The organism is Janthinobacterium svalbardense, from assembly GCF_002327145.1.
In the GTDB taxonomy this organism is placed as follows: domain Bacteria; phylum Pseudomonadota; class Gammaproteobacteria; order Burkholderiales; family Burkholderiaceae_D; genus Janthinobacterium; species Janthinobacterium tructae.
Genome location: NZ_CP023422.1, coordinates 1730009 through 1748751, shown reverse-complemented (window position 1 = coordinate 1748751; position 18743 = coordinate 1730009). Strand labels below are relative to the sequence as shown.

General features: G+C 65.5%; 19 protein-coding genes. 10 read left to right on the top strand and 9 right to left on the bottom strand.

What is annotated here, in order from left to right; all coding sequences use genetic code 11:
- Position 1: 1 nt before the first annotated feature.
- From bufB to CNX70_RS07570, 9 genes are all read right to left on the bottom strand, one after another.
- The gene (bufB, locus tag CNX70_RS07610; protein ID WP_096234206.1) at positions 2-1630 is read right to left on the bottom strand and encodes an MNIO family bufferin maturase; all 1629 of its coding nucleotides are present in this window, start codon (positions 1628-1630) and stop codon (positions 2-4) included.
- Positions 1631-1647: 17 nt separating this feature from the next.
- A complete protein-coding gene (locus tag CNX70_RS07605) occupies positions 1648-1950 on the bottom strand; it encodes a BufA1 family periplasmic bufferin-type metallophore (RefSeq protein ID WP_096234205.1) in 303 nt (100 codons plus the stop codon).
- Positions 1951-2190: 240 nt separating this feature from the next.
- The gene (locus CNX70_RS07600; RefSeq protein WP_096234204.1) at positions 2191-2391 is read right to left on the bottom strand and encodes a YjfB family protein; all 201 of its coding nucleotides are present in this window, start codon (positions 2389-2391) and stop codon (positions 2191-2193) included.
- A 57-nt stretch (positions 2392-2448) separates the two neighbouring features.
- A complete protein-coding gene (gene mobB, locus CNX70_RS07595) occupies positions 2449-2985 on the bottom strand; it encodes a molybdopterin-guanine dinucleotide biosynthesis protein B (RefSeq protein ID WP_096234203.1) in 537 nt (178 codons plus the stop codon).
- Positions 2986-3104: 119 nt separating this feature from the next.
- Complete coding sequence (locus CNX70_RS07590; RefSeq protein ID WP_096234202.1) at positions 3105-4496, bottom strand: alkaline phosphatase family protein; 1392 nt, start codon at positions 4494-4496, stop codon at positions 3105-3107.
- Positions 4497-4591: 95 nt separating this feature from the next.
- Positions 4592-5281 carry a general secretion pathway protein GspB gene (locus CNX70_RS07585; protein WP_096234201.1) on the bottom strand — a complete coding sequence of 230 codons (690 nt, stop codon included), beginning with the start codon at positions 5279-5281 and terminating at the stop codon, positions 4592-4594.
- Position 5282: 1 nt separating this feature from the next.
- The gene (locus tag CNX70_RS07580) at positions 5283-6917 is read right to left on the bottom strand and encodes an ExeA family protein (protein ID WP_096234200.1); all 1635 of its coding nucleotides are present in this window, start codon (positions 6915-6917) and stop codon (positions 5283-5285) included.
- 51 nt (positions 6918-6968) lie between these two features.
- The gene (locus CNX70_RS07575; RefSeq protein ID WP_096234199.1) at positions 6969-7493 is read right to left on the bottom strand and encodes a hypothetical protein; all 525 of its coding nucleotides are present in this window, start codon (positions 7491-7493) and stop codon (positions 6969-6971) included.
- A gap of 230 nt (positions 7494-7723) precedes the next feature.
- Positions 7724-8011, bottom strand: a complete 288-nt coding sequence (locus CNX70_RS07570) for a hypothetical protein (RefSeq protein ID WP_244199067.1) — start codon at positions 8009-8011, stop codon at positions 7724-7726.
- 346 nt (positions 8012-8357) lie between these two features.
- Between CNX70_RS07570 and CNX70_RS07565 the strand changes: the two genes are divergently transcribed.
- From CNX70_RS07565 to CNX70_RS07520, 10 genes are all read left to right on the top strand, one after another.
- Positions 8358-9230 carry a glucosamine kinase nucleotide-binding domain-containing protein gene (locus tag CNX70_RS07565; RefSeq protein WP_096234198.1) on the top strand — a complete coding sequence of 291 codons (873 nt, stop codon included), beginning with the start codon at positions 8358-8360 and terminating at the stop codon, positions 9228-9230.
- 2 nt (positions 9231-9232) lie between these two features.
- The gene (locus CNX70_RS07560; protein ID WP_096238325.1) at positions 9233-9967 is read left to right on the top strand and encodes a GntR family transcriptional regulator; all 735 of its coding nucleotides are present in this window, start codon (positions 9233-9235) and stop codon (positions 9965-9967) included.
- Positions 9964-11076: an N-acetylglucosamine-6-phosphate deacetylase gene (gene nagA, locus CNX70_RS07555; RefSeq protein WP_096234197.1), complete on the top strand. Its 1113-nt coding sequence runs from the start codon at positions 9964-9966 to the stop codon at positions 11074-11076. Before CNX70_RS07560 ends, nagA begins: the two co-directional genes overlap by 4 nt.
- Entirely contained in the window at positions 11066-12079 is a 1014-nt protein-coding gene (locus tag CNX70_RS07550) for an SIS domain-containing protein (protein WP_096234196.1), read from the top strand. The genes nagA and CNX70_RS07550 overlap by 11 nt, the downstream gene beginning before the upstream one ends.
- A gap of 98 nt (positions 12080-12177) precedes the next feature.
- Positions 12178-13434: an ABC transporter substrate-binding protein gene (locus CNX70_RS07545; RefSeq protein WP_096234195.1), complete on the top strand. Its 1257-nt coding sequence runs from the start codon at positions 12178-12180 to the stop codon at positions 13432-13434.
- 7 nt (positions 13435-13441) lie between these two features.
- Complete coding sequence (locus CNX70_RS07540; RefSeq protein WP_096234194.1) at positions 13442-14311, top strand: carbohydrate ABC transporter permease; 870 nt, start codon at positions 13442-13444, stop codon at positions 14309-14311.
- A 196-nt stretch (positions 14312-14507) separates the two neighbouring features.
- Positions 14508-15149: a carbohydrate ABC transporter permease gene (locus CNX70_RS07535; RefSeq protein WP_244199066.1), complete on the top strand. Its 642-nt coding sequence runs from the start codon at positions 14508-14510 to the stop codon at positions 15147-15149.
- Entirely contained in the window at positions 15146-16174 is a 1029-nt protein-coding gene (locus CNX70_RS07530) for a glycoside hydrolase family 3 N-terminal domain-containing protein (protein WP_096234193.1), read from the top strand. The genes CNX70_RS07535 and CNX70_RS07530 overlap by 4 nt, the downstream gene beginning before the upstream one ends.
- 57 nt (positions 16175-16231) lie before the next feature.
- Positions 16232-17719 carry an MFS transporter gene (locus CNX70_RS07525; protein WP_244199065.1) on the top strand — a complete coding sequence of 496 codons (1488 nt, stop codon included), beginning with the start codon at positions 16232-16234 and terminating at the stop codon, positions 17717-17719.
- Positions 17601-18725, top strand: a complete 1125-nt coding sequence (locus CNX70_RS07520) for an ABC transporter ATP-binding protein (RefSeq protein WP_244199166.1) — start codon at positions 17601-17603, stop codon at positions 18723-18725. Before CNX70_RS07525 ends, CNX70_RS07520 begins: the two co-directional genes overlap by 119 nt.
- The last annotated feature ends 18 nt before the right edge of the window (positions 18726-18743 follow it).

Genomic DNA, 18743 nt, shown 5'->3' with positions numbered 1-18743 from the left:
GTCACGCCGCCAATACCGCATGCGCCAGCCACTGGCGCAGGTGGGCGGCCAGGTCGAATGCCGGGTCCCGCTCGAACGCCGCATCGAGCGCGGCGCCAAACGTTTGCCCCTGCCGCAAGGCCAGCAAGGCCGCATGCGCGGCCGCATCCACTCGCAGCACCTGCGCCTTCCAGCGCGCCCGGCATACCAATGTCCAGCTGGCCACCTGCATATCGTGCGGAAACCTCCCCAGCCCTTCACCCTCCTGATGCGCCTGCCACAGGGCCGCCACTTGCCAGTCGGATGCCAGCAAGGCGCAAGCGGGATGCAAGGTAAAACGGCGCGCCTCCAGTTGATCAGGATGCAAGGCGGCCAGCGACTCGGGCGCCAGCGCCTGTGCATCGGCCGCGTAATGGGCCAGGTGCACGGCCCATTCCAGGCGCGCCATGTCGGGCAAATACGGGAGTGCGGCCACAGGCGGGAAAGCAGCCAGAAAATCGGCGAAACGGGCACCAAACTGCGTCAAATCGGCGTTATCTGACGGATACTGGCGGCCGTACGCGCGCGCCAGGCCGCCAAAAAAATCCGCGCCCACCAGCGCCAGCACGACGGGATAAGCGTGGCCCAGGGTACGGCGCCAGGTGGCGCTCAGATTGCCGCGGTACAGTGCGAAACGCTGCGGCACCGCCTCTCCCGCGAACGATGGCAACGTTGCCGCAGTATCGAGCAAGGCCGTGGCAAACGCTTGCTGGCCGGCCGCCAGCGCAGCATGGGACACAGGCGGCGACTCAGGCGGTGGCGGCAGCGCTGCTCCCTGCCATGGCGCTTGCGGCGCATGGCGCGCCAGCATGGCTTGCGCCTTGTCCGCTTCGCCCAGCAGGATATCGAGCGGCGGCAAATCCGTATCCCATTCGACCAGGGTGGGCACGGCGCCAAAGCGCAGCAAGGCGGCCGCATACAAGTCCCAGACGGGCTCGGCCACGGCGGCGCCATGGTGGTCGATCACGGCGTGCGGCGTCAGCAGATGGCCGCCCAGGTGCAGTTCGCCCACGCTGCCCGGCGCGATGCTTTGCATGGCAAGCAGGGCGTCTTCGCCGTGGTTGCACTGATTCACATACAAGTTGTTGATATCGAGCAGCAGCCCGCAGCCGCTGCGGCGCGCCAGTTCCGCCAGGAATTGCGCCTCGCTCATGGCATCGTCGGCAAAACGCAGGTAAGTCGAGACATTCTCCAGCAAGATCGGCCTTTTCAGCACATCCTGCACCCTCCCCACTCTGGCGCACAGCAAATCCAGGGCGGCACCATTCAAGGCCAGCGGCAACAGATCATTGAGTTGCTGCTGCGCCACGGCACCCCAGCACAGGTGTTCCGACACGAGGGCCGGCTCGATGCGCTCCTCCACGGCGCGCACGCGCTGCAGGTGCGCTTCGGAAAAGCCGCGCGCGGAACCCAGGCCCAGTCCCACGCCATGCAGGCTGAGCGGGTAATCCTGGCGCAGGGTCTGCAACACATGACTATCCCAGCCAGATGGCTGCAGATAATTTTCGGTATGTACTTCCAGCCAGCCCACGGCGGGCCGGTGCGTCAGAAAATCGCGGTAGTGCGCGGCGCGCAGGCCGACGCCGGCAAGCGCTCGAAGTGGCTGCGGCATGGGCAAGCGGCGAGAGCTTACGGCTGCGTGGCCGGTTTGGCGGCCTTCCCGGCCTTGATGGGTTTGACGGAGCCGCCCGCCTGTTCGCACGTGCCCTTGGCAACATACGCCCATTCCGTGGGCAGGTTGTCCGCCTCGGCCTGGCCCGCGCAGGAATGCGCGCCATCGGACGAGGCGCAATCGTTCTGCCCTGCCTTGGCGACGCCGTAGCATTTTTCCTTGTCGCCAGGGGCGGGACCATCGTGTGCGGCCGCGTTGACGGTGGTGCCGGCGCAGAGGCCCGCGAGGGCGGCGGCGATGAAAGCTTGACGTTTATTCATGGGGATTCCTCTTGCATGGGTCAAAGTAATGGCACGCCCCAGGCTACACTATGGGCAACGCGAGGTGATGGACGTCATTTTACTGAATCGGCGGCGCCATGGCGAACCATGGTCAATTAATCAACTTGACAGGAGCAGGGAAAAAGCGAAAAGACAGACAAAAACGCCCACGCCACCGTCGATGACGGTGGATTGGGCATGGGCACGGCAAAGCGCCAGACGGGCGCTACAGACCTGCGCTCAGGCTGTCGTATTGATGCGGTTACCGAGGTGAGCCGGCAGACTTGGCGCCGACTGTATCGGTGGCAACGCTTCCAGCAAGGCAGTGGCGGTCGAACTTTGAATATCCTGGGCTTTTTTCAGGACAGTCAAACCGACGGCTTGCCGCGTGCCTGTCTCCGCCATCGTGGTTGACAGTTGAGCAATGCTTCCGACGTCCATACATTTCTCCAATGAGGTTCTACCAGTATTAACGGATGGCGGCAGCAAACCTTTAGCTTATTTTTCCAGCTTATTTTCCAGCTGCAGCAGCAACCAGGCCAGCACGTGCTCGCGCGCATTCAAGTCCAGCCATTGCACGCCCTCGCGCAGGTCGGCCGGCGCCGGGCTATCGGAGGCGACGGCGATCACATGCGGGTCATGCGGATACAGGGGAGCCTGCCCCACTTCCGGGCGGAATACTTCCAGCTTGGGAATGGGGTCCGTCTTGAAACCTTCGACCAGGGTCAGGTCCGCCGGCCCCATGCGTGCCAACTGCTGCGCCATGCTCGGTTCCGGCGCGCCGCGCAACTCATGCACGATGGCAAAGCGGTACGGCGACGCCACCAGTACTTCCGCCGCCCCTGCCAGGCGCAAGCGGGCGCTGTCTTTTTGCGGCGGCTCCAGCGCCAGGTCATGATGGCTGTGCTTGACCAGGTTGACGCGCAAGCCGCGTGCCGCCAGTTCCTTCACCACAAATTCCAGCAGGGTCGTCTTGCCGCTACCGGAACGGCCGATCACACCCAGTACCGGGTGGGCGGGCATCGCATCGTGCATGGTCACTCCTTGATTGAGAAGCAGTGATTATACGCAGCCCTAGCGGCGCCAGCGCCCGGCGCGGGCGCCATGCATTGCCCAACTCATTGTCCAGCTCATTGTCCAGCTCATTGTCCAGCTCAAGCGCCTGCGACTTTGCCACCCTGCCGCCGGCGCCGGCCCGACGGCCCGGGCGCTGCCTGCGCATACCTGGCCCAGCGCGCCAATTGCCGATGCGCAGCGATCACGCCCGCCTCGGCATCGGATTGCACGGGCACGGCGGCAACGGCAGCCATCTCGCCGGCCTGCGCCAGCGGGGCGAAATCGTGCGCCCGCACATCCGCTTCCCATGCGGCCCGCTGCGCCAGCACAGCAAAGGGCACGACGGGCGCCGCGCGCGGCTGCGCCAGGGTCAGCACGGCGCCCAGGCCGCTGGCGGCCGCCACGCGCGCGCCCATCTGGGGCAAGCCACCATCGGCGGCGCGGCAAAAGCGCTGCAGGATGGTTTTGATGATCGACGTGTGATCGACTACCTCGTGGCTGACGCTGCCCGGCGCGATCAGCGGCGACACCAGCAGCATGGGCACGCGCACGCCGTACTGGCGAAACGCGGGGTCGTCGTCGGCGGCGGCGGGCGGCGGCACATGGTCAAAAAAGCCGCCGTGCTCGTCATAACTGAGGATCAGCAAGGTGCGCGGCCAGGCGGGACCGCGCGACAGGGCCTGGTAGACCTGCGCCACCAGCGCCTGGCCGGCGCGGATGTCAAACGGCGGGTGGTCGTCATTGTCGAAGAAATGCGGATCGATCCAGCTGACAGACGGCAAGGTGCCCGCCAGCGCATCGCCGATGAAGCCATAGCGGCGCCCGCTGGAGCCGAAGGGCTCATACCACTCGGACGAGCGGTAATGGTCGTCGCTGAAGGCCAGGCTCCAGGGTTTCCAGGCGGAATAAAATTTCCAGCCGACCTGGGCGCGGTCCAGGTGGCGCACGAAGGACTTGTTCGCATACAGGGGCACGCGCTTGCTGTCGCGGCTACCGGCCGCCTTGCCGCTGATCGCATACAGGCGGTTGGGCCAGGTGGCGCCCGGCACGGAACTGTAGCAGCGGTCGCAGACGCAGAACTGTTGCGCCAGGAAATCATACATGGGCAAGTCGGCCGCATTGTAGTAACCCATTACCAGGTCGATGTCGGGGTCACCCGGATGCGTTTGCGCATAGTCGTCGACGAAGCCGCCGTTATTGTTTTGCAATTGCTGCGCCACCGACAGGCCCGTATGCGACGGGTCTTGCTGCGGGCCGAAGGCCGTGCGCTGCAAATGGTGCACGGGGTACGTTACGCCCGCATGCAGGTTGGCATGACGGGCCTGCAAGCCATCGATGTCGGCGCGTCCCCCTTCCAGGCTCAGGTAGCCCAGCATGTGGTCAAACGAGCGGTTTTCCATCATCAACACGACGATATGCTCGATGCGCGCCAGATTTTCCGGCGCATCCGCATCAAGCGCACCCTCACCTGCAGCTGCGGCAGCACTCATGGGAACTCCCCGGCCGCGCACACGGGCGCAGCGACTCTGGTTCGACCAGGCCAGGTTAGTTCAGCGATGGTGACCCGGCCTTGATGCGCAACAAGTCAATACGGCACGCGGTAGCGGTAGCCCTTGAAACTGAAGATGGCCGCCTTCGGCTGCAGCTTTTCCAGGACCAGGCCCGGAGCCAGCTCCTCGCCCTCGTGGCGCAGCACCTTGTCGATCAGCAACAGACGGTCGGCCGGATTCTTCGAATAAATATAGCCGCCGATGGCAATGGCGGGGATTTGCCGCTGTATCGGCTCGGGCAAGTCGCGCATGCCGGGTACGCTTTCCTCGGCGGCGGGCGTGGGCGGCACTACAGGCGCCGGGGCCGCAACGGGCGGTGACACGGCCTGACCGGGCGTCTCCTGCTTCGGCTCCGCCACGGACCTGGCATGGTGTACGGGCGCGGCGGTGGCCGCTGGCGGTACGAAGGACGCCACAGGCGCGGGGGCGACCGCCGCTGGCGGGGTAGCCACGAGCAAGGGCGCGGGCACGGCCTGGGCCAGCACGGCTGGGACGACAGCAACGGCAGCAGGCGCCGCCGCGTCCGCCTGCCAAGGCTGCCACAGCAGCAATGCGGCAGCCACGGCCACCGTCACGCCGCCCAGCGCCAGCCAGACGGGCATGCGCCGCGCAGAAGCGGACGCTGCGCCATCATGCAGCTGCACTTGCGGTGCGTGGATCGACGGCAACTCGCCCAGTTGGCGCTCGGCCTGCGATTTTTTCAATGCTTCAAGTATGTAGGACATCTTATTTCCCCGCCACCATCGCCGTCGCAGCGGGTGCTGCCACGGCAGGAGCCGCGCTGCTCAGGCGCGGCTCCGCGTTGTCACCCAGTTGCCTCAGGCGTATGTACGTTTTCGGACCTGCCAGGCCATCGGCCCGCAGCTTCTGGCTCTGCTGGAAAGCACGCAGCTGGCCTTGCATCTCGGCATCAAGTGGCAGATTGGCGGCCGGCGCCGGCAAGCTCCGCTGCTGCGCCAGGCGCTGCGCCAGCCAGTCCACGTCCGCGCCGCGGGCGCCCAGCGGCACTTCGTCGCGCCAGCCTCGCGGGGCGCGCCAGAAGGTCGTAAAACTGCCATCGCTGCGCTGCGCCAGCTGGGCCAGCGGCAGGCTTTGTTGTTTGCCATCGAGCATCAAGGTGGCCGTCTCGCCCTGCAAGCGCGTCAGCAGCGCCAGCTGTTCTGCTCCTTGCCCATCGCGCAAGGCCAGCATGGCGGGCGTATCCAGCACGCGCAGCTCGGCGATGCCGCCCCGGCTGTGCAGGCAGCGCAGGCCGGCACGGGCGCCCGCCTGGCAAGCGTCGCCGGCCGGCAACTGCTCGCCCCACAGGGCGGCCAGCTGGCGCAGCACGGCGTTGCGGTCCGGCACGCTGACGGACGCGGACGTGGATGCGGCGGCGGCCACCGCTGCGGACGCGGCCGGCACGGAGCTGGCCACGGCAGGTACAGCGGGTACGGCGGACGAGCGCGGCATGAACTGCCATGCCAGCGCAGCCGTCACCAGCGCACCGGCCAGCACGCCGCCGGCCACGTGCGGCCAGCGCAAGCCCCGGCCGGCAGCTGGCTTGCCCTCTTCGGCAAACACTTCCTCGGCGGCACGGCGCAATATCTGGCGCGTCACCTGCGGCTGGTTTTCCACATAGGCGCCCAGCAGCGCGCGGTCGCACAGCAGGTTGATGCGGCGCGGCACTCCCTTGCTCAAGGCGTGAATCTGCGCCATCAGGCGCGGCGCGAACGGTGTCTGCGCCGTGCTGCCTGCCACGGCCAGGCGGTGGCGGACATAGCTGGCCGTTTCCTCGGCCGTCAGCGAGCCCAGGTGATAGCGGGCAATCACGCGCTGCGCCAGCTGCTCCAGCTCGGGCCGGGCCAGCATGGCGCGCAATTCCGGCTGGCCGATGAGGATGATTTGCAGCAGTTTGCGCTCGCTCGTTTCCAGGTTGGTCAGCAAACGCAGCTGCTCCAGCACGGCGGCGGACAGGTTTTGCGCTTCATCAATGATCAGCACATTATTCTTGCCCTGCGCATGGCTGGCCAGCAAATGCGCATTGATGGCGTCGACATAGCCTTTCACGCTGGACACGCCGGGCGCCACGGCGATGCGGAATTCCTCGCAAATCGACAGCAGCAATTCCTCGACGGACAATTTCGGATTGAAGATATAGGCCAGCTGGCAGTTTTCCGGAATCTGCTCCATGAAGCAGCGGCACACGGTAGTCTTGCCGGCGCCGATTTCTCCCGTCAGCAGCACGAAGCCGCCGCCGCTGCCCACGCCATACAGCAGGTGCGCCAGCGCTTCGCGGTGGCGTTCGCTCATGAACAGGTAGCGCGGATCGGGGGCGATCGAAAACGGCGATTGCTTGAGCTGGAAATAATGCGTGTACATGGAGACCCTGCGGATGAAACGATCAAAATGCGCGGCGGCAAGCCGAACCCCTCAGCGGGTGCGGGCGGGCGGCAACGGCTTGTATTTGGCGCAATACACTTTCGCCTTGCTACGAAAGTAGACGATTTTACTGCCAGGCATGGAAACACGGACAGGAAAGGCGGAATTGTCGAGTTTATTGAAACGCAGGCCCGAGGCGCTGCGGATGGCCGGTTCCAGCTTTTCCGGTGTCGCGTCCGCCACCACGCCCATGAAAACGAGGGGACTGGTATCGTCGCTGACGATCACGTCGGTAACGGGCGCGCCCCACAAAGTGGCATCCGTGCGGAACCAGTAGGCGCCGCCTTCATGCTTGTAGGCGGGGCCGAAAGCCGTCAGCAAATAGGCATAGAAGGCCTTGTTGTCGATCTGGTCGATGCACAGCACGGCATTGCCCACCACTTGCCCGAACGTGGACGGCGGCGGCTTGGCCTGCGCCAGCACGCCGGACACGGGCACACCGAAGGCCAGCAAGGCGAACGCCGCCAGCAGGGCCGGCGCACGCCAGCGGCGCATCAATGCACGGCGCACGCGCATGATCAGCGCTTGCGCTCTTCTTTCTTGACCTTCTTGGCTTCCTTCTTTTCCTTCATGCTCTTGGCCGGTTCCTTCTTGGCTTCTTTCTTGCTGTCCTGTGCCTTGCTCATCATCTACTCCATGCTTGGGCGGAAATGCCAGGGCCATTATGACACTCCCCCATGAAAATGCCACCCGAAAAGCAAAACGGCCGCACAAGGCGGCCGTTCCAGTCAGGCATCAGCGCCCACTCAGTGCAGGCACAGGCGGCGGCGCGTCTTTTCGATCAGCTCCGCATCGTAGGGATACAGGTTCTCGATAAAGAACAATTCCGTTTCCGCTTCATCTTCCAGGCACATCTCGAGCATGACCGGGCCATCGCTTTCACGGCCCAGGAAATCCTTCGGCCAGCGGTTCTTGCGGTGCGTGCGCATCATTTCCATGCCCAGCTTGGCCAGCGGCGCCGACACGCCGGCGGCCAGCGCCTCTTGCTGCCAGTCGTCCCAGTAATCGCTCTTTGCTGCCTTGTCGTTCATCATGCTCTTCCAACTCAGGTGTAAAAGGCGGACTTTACTCTTCATGGCGTCCCTTGCCAAGCATGCATACAAGCAATAGCGCAACACCAGACATAGACCAGTCTGAAAAAATTGGCATTAAACAAGGCCAATTTCAATACCATTCACAACACACAAAAAACCCTTTATTAACAGCAACTTGCAATCACGCCCTCGGGCATGGCATGGCATCGCACACGGCATTTGTTAATACCACTTAAATACCTGTTGACAAGCCATCGAGGCGACAATATAGTGCCTTCAGCTTTTTCGCCGCCCGACAAATAAAAAACGAGACAGGCGCAATCAACCATATGCGGGACTGCACAACATGATCGAATACATAATCGGCGTCGACGGCGGGGGCAGCGGCACCCGCGTACGCCTGGCGCGCCTCGATGGCCAGGAACTGGCGCAGGGACAAAGCGGTCCTTCCGGTCTGATGCACGGCATCGAACGTGCCTGGACGTCCGTGGCGCATGCCGTCACCCTGGCCTTCCGCGCCGCCGGCCTGGAACAGCCGTCGCTGCAGCGCATGGCCATCGGCCTGGGCCTGGCCGGCGTGCACAACAAGCAATGGGCCGCCAGCTTTGTCGAACACAATCCCGGCTATGCCCTGGTGGCACTCGAATCGGATGCCCTGACCACCCTGCTCGGCGCGCACGCGGGCCAGCCGGGCGTCATCGTTGCCATCGGCACCGGCAGCGTGGGCGAAGTGTTGCACGCGGATGGCAGCCGCCACGAAGTGGGCGGCTGGGGCTTTCCCTCCGGCGACGAAGCGGGCGGCGCCTGGATCGGCATGCGCGCCATCAACCACGCGCAGCAGGTAGCCGACGGGCGCGTGCCCGGCAGCGCCTTCGCCACGGCCGTCATCGACGCCTGCGGCGGCCAGCGCAACGCCATGCAGGTGTGGCTGGCGGCCGCCAGCCAGACCAGCTTCGCGCAACTGGCGCGGCTGGTGCTCGAACATGCGGCCAGCAACGTGGTGGCGCGCACCATCCTGAGCGACGCGGGCCAGCAGATCGCCCTCATCGCCAGGGCGCTCGACCCGGCCGGCACCTTGCCCGTGGCCCTGTGCGGCGGCCTGGCGGCACCCTTGTCAAGCTACCTGCCGGAGGCACTGTTGCAACTGGTCGTGCCGGCACAGGGCGACTCGGCCGCAGGCGGCCTGCGCCTGATCAGCAAGCACTTGCAGGAGCAATGACCATGCTGACCAAACTGTCCGCCTTCAAACCCAATCCCGCCAGCGACACGCCGCTCTACATGCAACTGGCGAACATGCTGTCGGACGGCATCGCCAGCGGCGACTGGCGCGCCAACCAGGCCCTGCCCTCCGAGCGCGTGCTGTCGGACATCCTGGAAATCTCGCGCGTCACGGCGCGCAAGGCCATCGACATGCTGTGCGACCGGGGCATGCTGACGCGCAGGCGCGGCTCGGGCACCTACATCACGCCCAAGCTGGAACAGCCGCTGTCGCGCCTGACGAGCTTTTCGGAGGAATTGCGCCAGCGGGGCTTCACGGCCGGCTCGCGCTGGCTGCAGCGCGATATCGGCGCGGCGGCGCCGCTGGAACTGCTGTCGCTGGGCCTGTCGCCGCACATGCCGGTGGCGCGTTTGCGCCGTTTGCGCACGGCCGATGACGTGGTGATGGCGATCGAGACGACCACCATCCCCGCGCTGTACATGCCGGACCCGCAGCAGGTGACCGATTCGCTGTACGGCTACCTGGAGTCGCGCGGCACCATCCCGATGCGCGCGCTGCAGCATATCCGCGCCGTCAACGCCACGGCGGAACAGGCCAAGCTGGCCAATATCAAGACGGGTGAAGCCATGCTGCACATCACCCGTGTCAGTTATCTCGACAACGGCGCAGCGGTGGAACTGACCCACTCGTATTGCCGCAGTGATTATTATGAATTCGTAGCGGAGTCGCGCAGATGAGCAGCACTATCAAAGGCAATATCCTTACCCCCGGCGGCTGGATCCACGGCGCCATCGCCTTCGGCGAGCGCGTCGACAGCATCACGGGCGATTCCCTCCACCCGTCGACCAATAGCGACGACTATATTTTGCCCGGCTTTATCGACCTGCACGTGCATGGCGGCGCCGGCAAGGACATCATGGAAGGCGGCGACGCCGTCTACACCATCGCGGCCATCCACGCGCGCCACGGCACCACCAGCCTCCTGGCCACCACCATGACGGCGCCGCCGGAAGACATCGACATGGCCTTGACGGCCATCGGCATCGCTGCCAACCACCGCCGCCCGAACACGGCGCGCGTGCTGGGCGCCCACCTGGAAGGCCCGTACATCAATGCCGGCAAGCTGGGGGCGCAGCCGAACTATGCGCGCGCCGCCACCCTGGCCGAAATCGAACGCCTGCAAACCCTGGCCAAGCTGCGCGTCATCACCGTGGCGCCGGAAATCGCCGGCCACCTGGACCTGGTGCGTGCCCTGTCCGACGCCGGCGTGCGCGTGCAGATCGGCCACACGCTCGGCTCCTATGAAGACGGCGTGGCCGCGCTGGAGCATGGCGCCATGGGCTTTACGCACCTGTTCAACGCCATGAGCGGCCTGCACCACCGCGAGCCGGGCATGGTCGGCGCCGCCCTGGCGCACGCCGAATACGCGGAACTGATCCCCGACCTGCTGCACGTGCACCCGGGCGCCATCAAGGTGGCCCTGCGCGCCATCCCGCGCCTGTACTGCGTCACCGATTCGACCGCCGCCACCGGCATGCCGGACGGCGAATACATGCTGGGCCGCCACGCCGTGCAGAAATGCATGGGCGGCGTGCGCCTGCCCGACGGCACGCTGGCGGGCAGCACCCTGACCCTGGACCAGGCGCTGCGCAACCTGGTGGGACTGGGACTGGACCTGGCCGACGCGTCCAAGCGCGTCTCGACCAATGCCGCCGATTACCTGGGCCTGGAAGAACGCGGCCGGCTGGCCCCCGGCACTTACGCCGATCTGGTGGTACTCGATCGCGATCTCAAACTCAAAGCTGTGTATATAGAAGGAGAAATCTGTGACCTCAATGATGCTTAAAGAAGCCATTTCCGCCGCCGAATGCGTCGCCCTGCAACTGGCCAGCGACACGGAACGCTACGCGGAACTGGGCCGCAAATTGAGGAGCACCTCGTTCTCGACCGCGCTGACCATCGCGCGCGGCAGCTCCGACCACGCCTGCAACTACGTCGCCTACCTGATCATGGCGCGCCTGGGCCGCGTCGTCGCCTCGCTGCCAATGTCGCTGGTGACCCTGAACAAGTCGCCGCTGGTGACGCGCGACACGCTGGCCATCTCGATTTCGCAATCGGGCCAGAGCCCGGACGTGGTCGAACCGATCCGCTACTTCCGCGATGGCGGCGCCACCACCGTGGCCCTCGTCAACGACATCGATTCGCCGCTGGCGCACGCCGCCGAATGGGCCATGCCCCTGCGCGCCGGCAAGGAACAAAGCGTCGCCGCGACGAAAAGCTTCATCACCAGCCTGGTCGCCGGTGCGCGCATGGTGGCCCAGTGGCAGAACGACCCCGAGCTGCAGGCGGGCCTGGAAGCGTTGCCCGAAGCGCTGCTCGAAGCGACGCGCATCGACTGGTCGCCGGCGATAGACGTGCTGGCCCCGGCGCGCAACATCATGGTCGTGGGGCGCGGCATCAGCTTCCCCGTGGCGCTGGAAGCGGCACTGAAATTCAAGGAAACCTCGGCCCTGCAGGCAGAAGCCTTCAGCGGCGCCGAAATCAAGCACGGCCCGATGGCCCTGATCGAAGACGGCTACCCGCTGCTCATTTTTGCCACGCGCGGCCCGACCCAGGCCGGCCTGCTGCAACTGGCGACAGAAATGCGCGGCCGCGGCGCCAAGGTCTTGCTGGCGGCGCCCGCCGACGTGGCCGAGCGCGACCTGACCCTGCCCGTGGCGGCCACGCCGGATCTCGATCCGATCGTCGCCATCCAGTCCTTCTACGTGATGGCGGCCAAGCTGTCGGCCGCGCGCGGCATGGACCCGGATGCGCCGCGCCACCTGAGCAAAGTAACAAAAACAAACTAAGCAACAAGTTGTAACTTACCCCCCAAAGGCAGAGACGGGGGTCGGACCCTGAGGGTCCGACCCCGGCACTTGCGGGGCCACTGGTCGGGATAATAATAATGATCAAGAGACTGTTGGCAGTGTTTGCCTGCGCGGGCCTGCTCGCGCCACAGGCATGGGCTGCCGAGAAAATCGAATTCTGGACCTTCAGCATGAAGCCCAAGTTCACGCCGTATTTCAATGCGGTGGTGGCGCGCTATGAAGCGCAAAATCCCGGCGTCAAAATCGAGTGGATCGACTTCCCGTGGGACATCATCCAGACCAAGCTGGTCACGCGCATCGTGGCCGGCACGCCGCCCGCGCTGGTCAGCCTGAACGTGCCCTGGGCCGATGAATTTGCGCGCGACGGCTTGCTCACACAAGTCGATGGCCTGATCGCGCCAGCGCGCGCCAGCTACATTCCCAGCGCCCTGGAAGACTTGCGCTTCGAGGGCCGCACCTACGGTTTTCCCATGTACAGCAATGTCGCGGTGATCGCCTTCAATACCGATATTTTCAAGCAGGCGGGCCTCACGCGCGGCCCCGCCAGCCTGGATGAACAGCTGGCGTTCGCGCGCCAGATCGCGCAACGCACGGGCAAGGCCGGCATCGCCCCCGCCCTGTCGAAGATCGATGGCCTGTTCATGCAGCAGGGCCTGGGCGTGGTCCAGAATAACCGCGCCGTCTTCAATTCGCCGCAGCACGTGGCGCTGGTGCAAAAACTGGCCGACACCTACAAGGTCGGCGGCCTGCTGAAGGAAAGCCTGTTCGCCGAAGACAATTTTCCGGCCGTGATCGACGCCTACAAGGGTGGCCGCCTGGGCATGCTGCTGGCGCCCCCCACGGCCATGCAGCGCATTCGCGGCGACGCGAAAGACATCTACGCCATCACCGACGTGGCGCCCGCGCCGCTGGGCCCCACCGGCATCGCCGACGGCGGCTGGCTGGTGCACTTCGCCATTCCAAAAGGCGTGCCGGCGCGCCTGCTGCCATCGGTCGGCAAGTTCGCGCGCTTCCTGACGAACGACGCCAACCAGCTGGAATTCGCCAGGCAGGCCAGCGTCTTCCCCACCACCGTCAAGGCGGCGGCCGACCCGTTTTTTCTGTCCACGCCGCAGAACGCGGGTGCGGCCGAGAAAGCCGTCGCTGCCGGCGCCCTGTCGATGCATCACTCGCGCACCCTGTACGTGGCCGGCATCGACGACTACGACGAATTGCGCCGCTCGCTGGTGAAAGCCGTCGAGGCGGGCGTGACGGGCAAGCAGGATGTGAAACAGGCGCTGGACCAGGCCGTCGCCATCTGGAACCGCAAGCTGGCCACCCTGCCGCGCCACTGAGGACAGCATGAAACTCACCCACCGCCACACCCTGCAAGCTTGGCTGTTTCTCGCCCCCGCCCTGCTGCTGCTGGCCGCCTTTTCCTTCTGGCCCGTCGGCTACGGCTCCGTGCTGGCGTTCACCGACTACAGCCTGATACGCGAGACGCGCTTCGTCGGCCTGGATAACTTCCGCTACATCTTCAACAACGAGATGTTCGTCTCGGGCCTGAAGAATTCGCTGATGTTTTTGCTGATGGTGCCCTTCGTGCAGGTGGGCGCCATCGTGCTGGCCGTGCTGGTGAACAACCGCCTGCCCGGCATCCGTTTATTCCGCGCCGCCTTCTACGTACCCGTGGTGACCACCGTGTCCGTGGTCGGCATCATGTGGGGCTTCATGTTCCACGAGCAGGGCGCCTTGAACTACGTGATGCTGACCCTGAAACTCGTGAACGCGCCCGTGGGCTGGCTGACGAACGACAGCCTGGCCCTGTTCGCCGTCATGTTCGTCACGCTGTGGCGCGGCCTGGGCTGGTACATGGTGATGTACCTGGCGGCGCTGCAGTCGATCCCGTCGGACATGCAGGAAGCGGCCATGCTCGATGGCGCCAACCGCTGGCAGCGCTTCTGGAAGATCACCGTGCCGATGCTGCGCCCCACCATCATGCTGTGCTCCATCCTGTCCGTGCTGGCGGCCCTGAAGGCTTACCAGGAAGTCGACGTGCTGACCCAGGGCGGCCCGATGAACTCGACCTTCACGGCGCTGTACTACGCCTACGACCAGGGCCTCAAGCACTTGAAACTGCCGCGCGCGCTGGCCGCCAGCTTCGTCGTTTCGCTGTTCTGCATAGCCATCGCCCTGCTGTGCCTGCGCTACCTCAAACCGAAGCACCGCTGACCATGAAAACCCGTTCCCGCCCCCTGAAAACCCGCCTGCAAATACTGGGCCACTATGCCGTGCTGTGCGCGATCGCCGTCGTCTGCGTCTTCCCGTTCTGGTGGACCCTGGTGACGGCCATTTCCACGCAAGGCAATATCTTCGCCTTCCCCCCACCTTCTGGCCGAAGGCGCCGTCTTTTGAGAACTTCATCGAAGTGTTCAATGCGATCCCCATCTGGTCGTTCTTCAAGAACTCCGTGCTGATCGCCGTGTTCACCGTCTTCTGGAAACTGCTGCTGTGCTCTTTGGCCGCGTATCCGCTGGCGCGCCTGAAATTCCGTGGCCGCAAACTGGTGTTCGGCCTGATCCTGGCCACCCTGGTGCTGCCGTCGGAGGTGAATTTTCTCGTCAACTTCATCACCATCACGCAAATGAGCCTGGTCGATACCTACACGGGCGTGATCCTGCCCAACGTGGTGACGGCGGTGGCCATTTTGCTGCTCAAGCAGGCGTTCGAGGAAGTACCGCAAGACCTGATCGACGCGGCGCGTGTCGACGGCGCCTCCGAGTGGGTCATCTTCAGCCGCATCATGCTGCCCCTGATCACGCCATGGCTGGCCACCGTCGGCATCCTGACGGCCGTCGAATCGTGGAATGAATACATCTGGCCCTCCATCGTCATGAGCAAACCCGATGAATTCCCCCTGTCGGTGGGCGTGCTGTATTTGCGCGGCACGTTTGGCAGCAGCACGCGCGTGATCGCCGCCGGCACCCTGATCACCATCGTGCCGACCCTGCTGGCATTCCTGTTTACCCAGCGCTTCTTCATGCGCGGCATGGACGGCGCCGTCAAATGAGCGCCGCCATCGCCACCGACCTGCGCCGGCTTGCCGGGCAGCTGCTGATGACAGGCATCCCCGGTACCGAACTCGATGCGGCCACGGCGCAATGGCTGCAGGCCAGCGGCGTGCGCGCCGTGTGCCTGCGCGCGGCCAATCTGCGCGACGCGGCGCAGCTGACGCGCCTGAGCGCGGACTTGCGCCGTGCCCTGGGCCCGCAGGCGCTGATCGCCATCGACCCGGCCGGCATGCCCCCGGCTTACCCGGCCTGGCTGCCGCAGCCGCCGGGCGCCATGGACCTGTGCGTCCTTGGCGACGCGGAGCTGGCCAACGGCACGGGCGCGGCGACGGCGCGCGGCTTGCGCGCACTGGGCATCAACTGGCTGCTGGCGCCCCTGATCAATCTCGACACCGGCGCCGCACGGGCGCCTGGCGCGGCGCAGGCGTTTGGCGGTGATCCGGCACAAGCGGCCGCCATGGCGCAAGCCTGGACGGCGGGCTGCCAGGCCGAGGGCGTAGCGTGCTGCGCCAGGCTGTACCTGCCGCAGCACGCTGCCAGTGGCCAGCTGCCCAGCGTCGACAAGACCCGCGCGCAGCTGGAAGAACATGATTTCGTGCCGTTTCGCCAGGCCGCCACGCAGACAGCCTCGATGCTGAGCGCACACGTAGCCTATCCAGCCCTCGACGCAAGCCAGCCCGCCAGTCTGTCGCACGCGGTGATGCATGGCTTGCTGCGCCAGCAGTGGGGCTATGGCGGCGTGCTGCTGACGCCCGGCATCGACGCGCAGGGCGGGCATGTCGGCGCGCGCGCTCTGGCCGCCGGCGCCGACATGGCCCTGCTGGCCGATGCCGCGCAGTTGCCGGCAGCGCTGGACGACGTCAGCGCCGCGCTGGCCTCTGGCGCCCTGCCGCTGCAGGCGGTGGGCGCGCGGCTGCAGCGCCTGGCGGCCATGGCCGCACGCTACCCGGCCGCCAGCGGCGTGTACGCGCAGGAGGCGGCCGACCGCATCATCATGGCCGAGGCCAGGCGGCGCTGCCAGTGAACGCCACCCTTGCCACCGAATCAAACCGCACTTTCAAGACGACCCGAGGAAGCATCCATGAACGACAAGACCAGCAGCAGCAACCGTAGCAAGGGCGGCGTCCGCAGCCCGATTTCGTGGGTGCCCACCTTGTACTTCGCCCAGGGCCTGCCGTTTTACGCGGTGGCCCTGGTGGCCGGCCTGATGTTCAAGAGCATGGGCGTGCCGAACGACCAGATCGCCCGCTGGACGGGCCTGATCGGCTTTGCCTGGGTCTTCAAGTCGCTGTGGAGCCCCTTCCTGGAACTGGCGTCGAGCAAGAAGACCATGGTGGTGCTGTTCCAGTTCGCCGGTGGCCTGAGCCTGGGCCTGATCGCGCTGGCGCTGCAAACGCCGCTGTGGTTCGCCGCCTGCATCGCCGTGCTGTTCGTCGCCGCGCTGGCTTCGTCGACGCACGACATTGTCTGCGACGGCCTGTACATCGCCAGCCTGTCCGACAAGCAGCAGGCGGCCTACGCGGGCTGGCAGGGCGCCTTCTTCAACGCGGGCAAATTCATCTCGCTGGGCGGCCTGGTGATCCTGGCCGGCTACCTGGAAAAAAATATCGGCGTCAAGCCTGCCTGGTCGGTGATTTTCCTGATCATCGGCGCCATGATGCTGTCGCTGGCCGCGTATCACCTGTGGGCGCTGCCGCAGGTGCGCAACGCGGCCGTGGCCGACAAGAGCGTGGCCGGCATCAGCAGCACCCTGTGGGACGTGCTGGTGGACTTCCTGAAAAAGCCCGGCATCTGGGGCATGATCGCCTTCATCATCCTGTTCCGTGCCGGCGAGGCGCAAGTACAGACCATCGGCCCGCTGTTCCTGCGCGAAGCGCGCGAGCTGGGCGGCCTGGGCCTGTCGACGACGGAAGTGGGCGCCGTGTACGGCACGGCCGGCACTGTCGCCTTTTTGCTGGGCAGCGTAGGCGGCGGCTATTTCACTTCCTGGCTGGGCCTGAAACGCGCCATGCTGTTCCTGATCCTGGCCATGAACTTGCCGAACCTGGTGTTCTATTACCTGAGCCACAGCATGCCCACCGACCTGACCCTGATCACGGCCGCACTCAGCGTGGAAATGTTCGGCTACGGCTTCGGCTTCGTCGGCCTGATCCTGTTCATGATGCAGGTGGTCTCCGTCGGCAAGTACCAGACGGCCCACTATGCGTTCGCCACCGGCGTGATGCAGCTCGGCTTCGTGCTGTTCAAGATGATCAGCGGCGACATCCAGACGGCGCTCGGCTACAAGACCTTTTTCCTGTGGGTGCTGGTGTCGGCCCTGCCCGTCCTGATCCTGTCGCGCTTCATGCGCATCGGCGCCAAGGCCGATGCCGGTACGCCTGACCTGAGCAAGGCCGATTCCCCCAGGCGCCAGCCAGCGCCAGCTAGGATAGAACCACTCCATGGCACATATCGTTTTAAAGAATATCGTCAAGCTGTACGACGACAAGCACCCCGTCATCCACGGCATCGACCTCGCTATCGGCGACGGCGAATTCGTCGTCTTCGTGGGGCCTTCCGGTTGCGGTAAATCGACCCTGCTGCGCATGATCGCCGGGCTGGAAGACATCACGGACGGCGAGCTGCATATCGGCGGCAAGCTGGCCAACGATATCGCGCCCGCCGAGCGGGGCCTGGCGATGGTCTTCCAGAGCTATGCCCTGTACCCGCACATGACGGTGTACGAGAACATGGCCTTCGCCCTCAGCCTGGCCGGGCACAAGAAGGCGGAGGTGCGCGCCGCCGTCGAACGCGCGGCCGAGATCCTGCAGATCACGCCTTTGCTCAAACGCAAACCGAAGGACCTGTCGGGCGGCCAGCGCCAGCGCGTGGCCATCGGCCGCGCCATCGTGCGCAAACCCAAGGTATTTTTGTTCGACGAGCCGCTGTCGAACCTCGACGCCTCGCTGCGCGTGCAGATGCGCGTGGAGATTTCGCGCCTGCACCAGGAACTCAAAACCACCATGATCTACGTCACGCACGACCAGGTCGAGGCCATGACCCTGGGCGAGCGCATCGTCGTCTTCAACGGCGGGCGCATCGAGCAGGTGGGCAGTCCGCACGAGCTGTACAACCATCCCGGCAACCTGTTCGTGGCCGGATTTCTGGGCGCGCCGAAGATGAACTTCATCGCTTGCGAGGCCGTCGCCTGCGGTCCCGGCTCGGTGGCCGTGCGCCTGCCCGGCGGCGCCGTGATCGAGGTCGAGGCGCACGGTGACGCCGTGACGCCGGGCGACCCGCTGACCCTGGGCGTGCGCGCCGAGCATCTCAGCCTGCGCGCGCATGCCCATGCGGGTGACAACGTGGCCGAGGCGGCCGTCAGCCATGTCGAGTACCTGGGCGACGTGGCCATCGTCTACGCCAGCATGCCGGGGGTAAACGAGATGCTGGCCGTCAAGCTGCCGGCCGAGGAGGGCTTGCGCCAGGCAGGCGAGGCCCTCTGCCTGCACTTGCCACGCGCGCACTGCCTGCTGTTCAATGCGGAGGGCCAGGCGCTGCCGCGCACGTTTGGCGCTCCAGCCCAGCCGTTTATGTGACAATAGCCTTTGTTTACC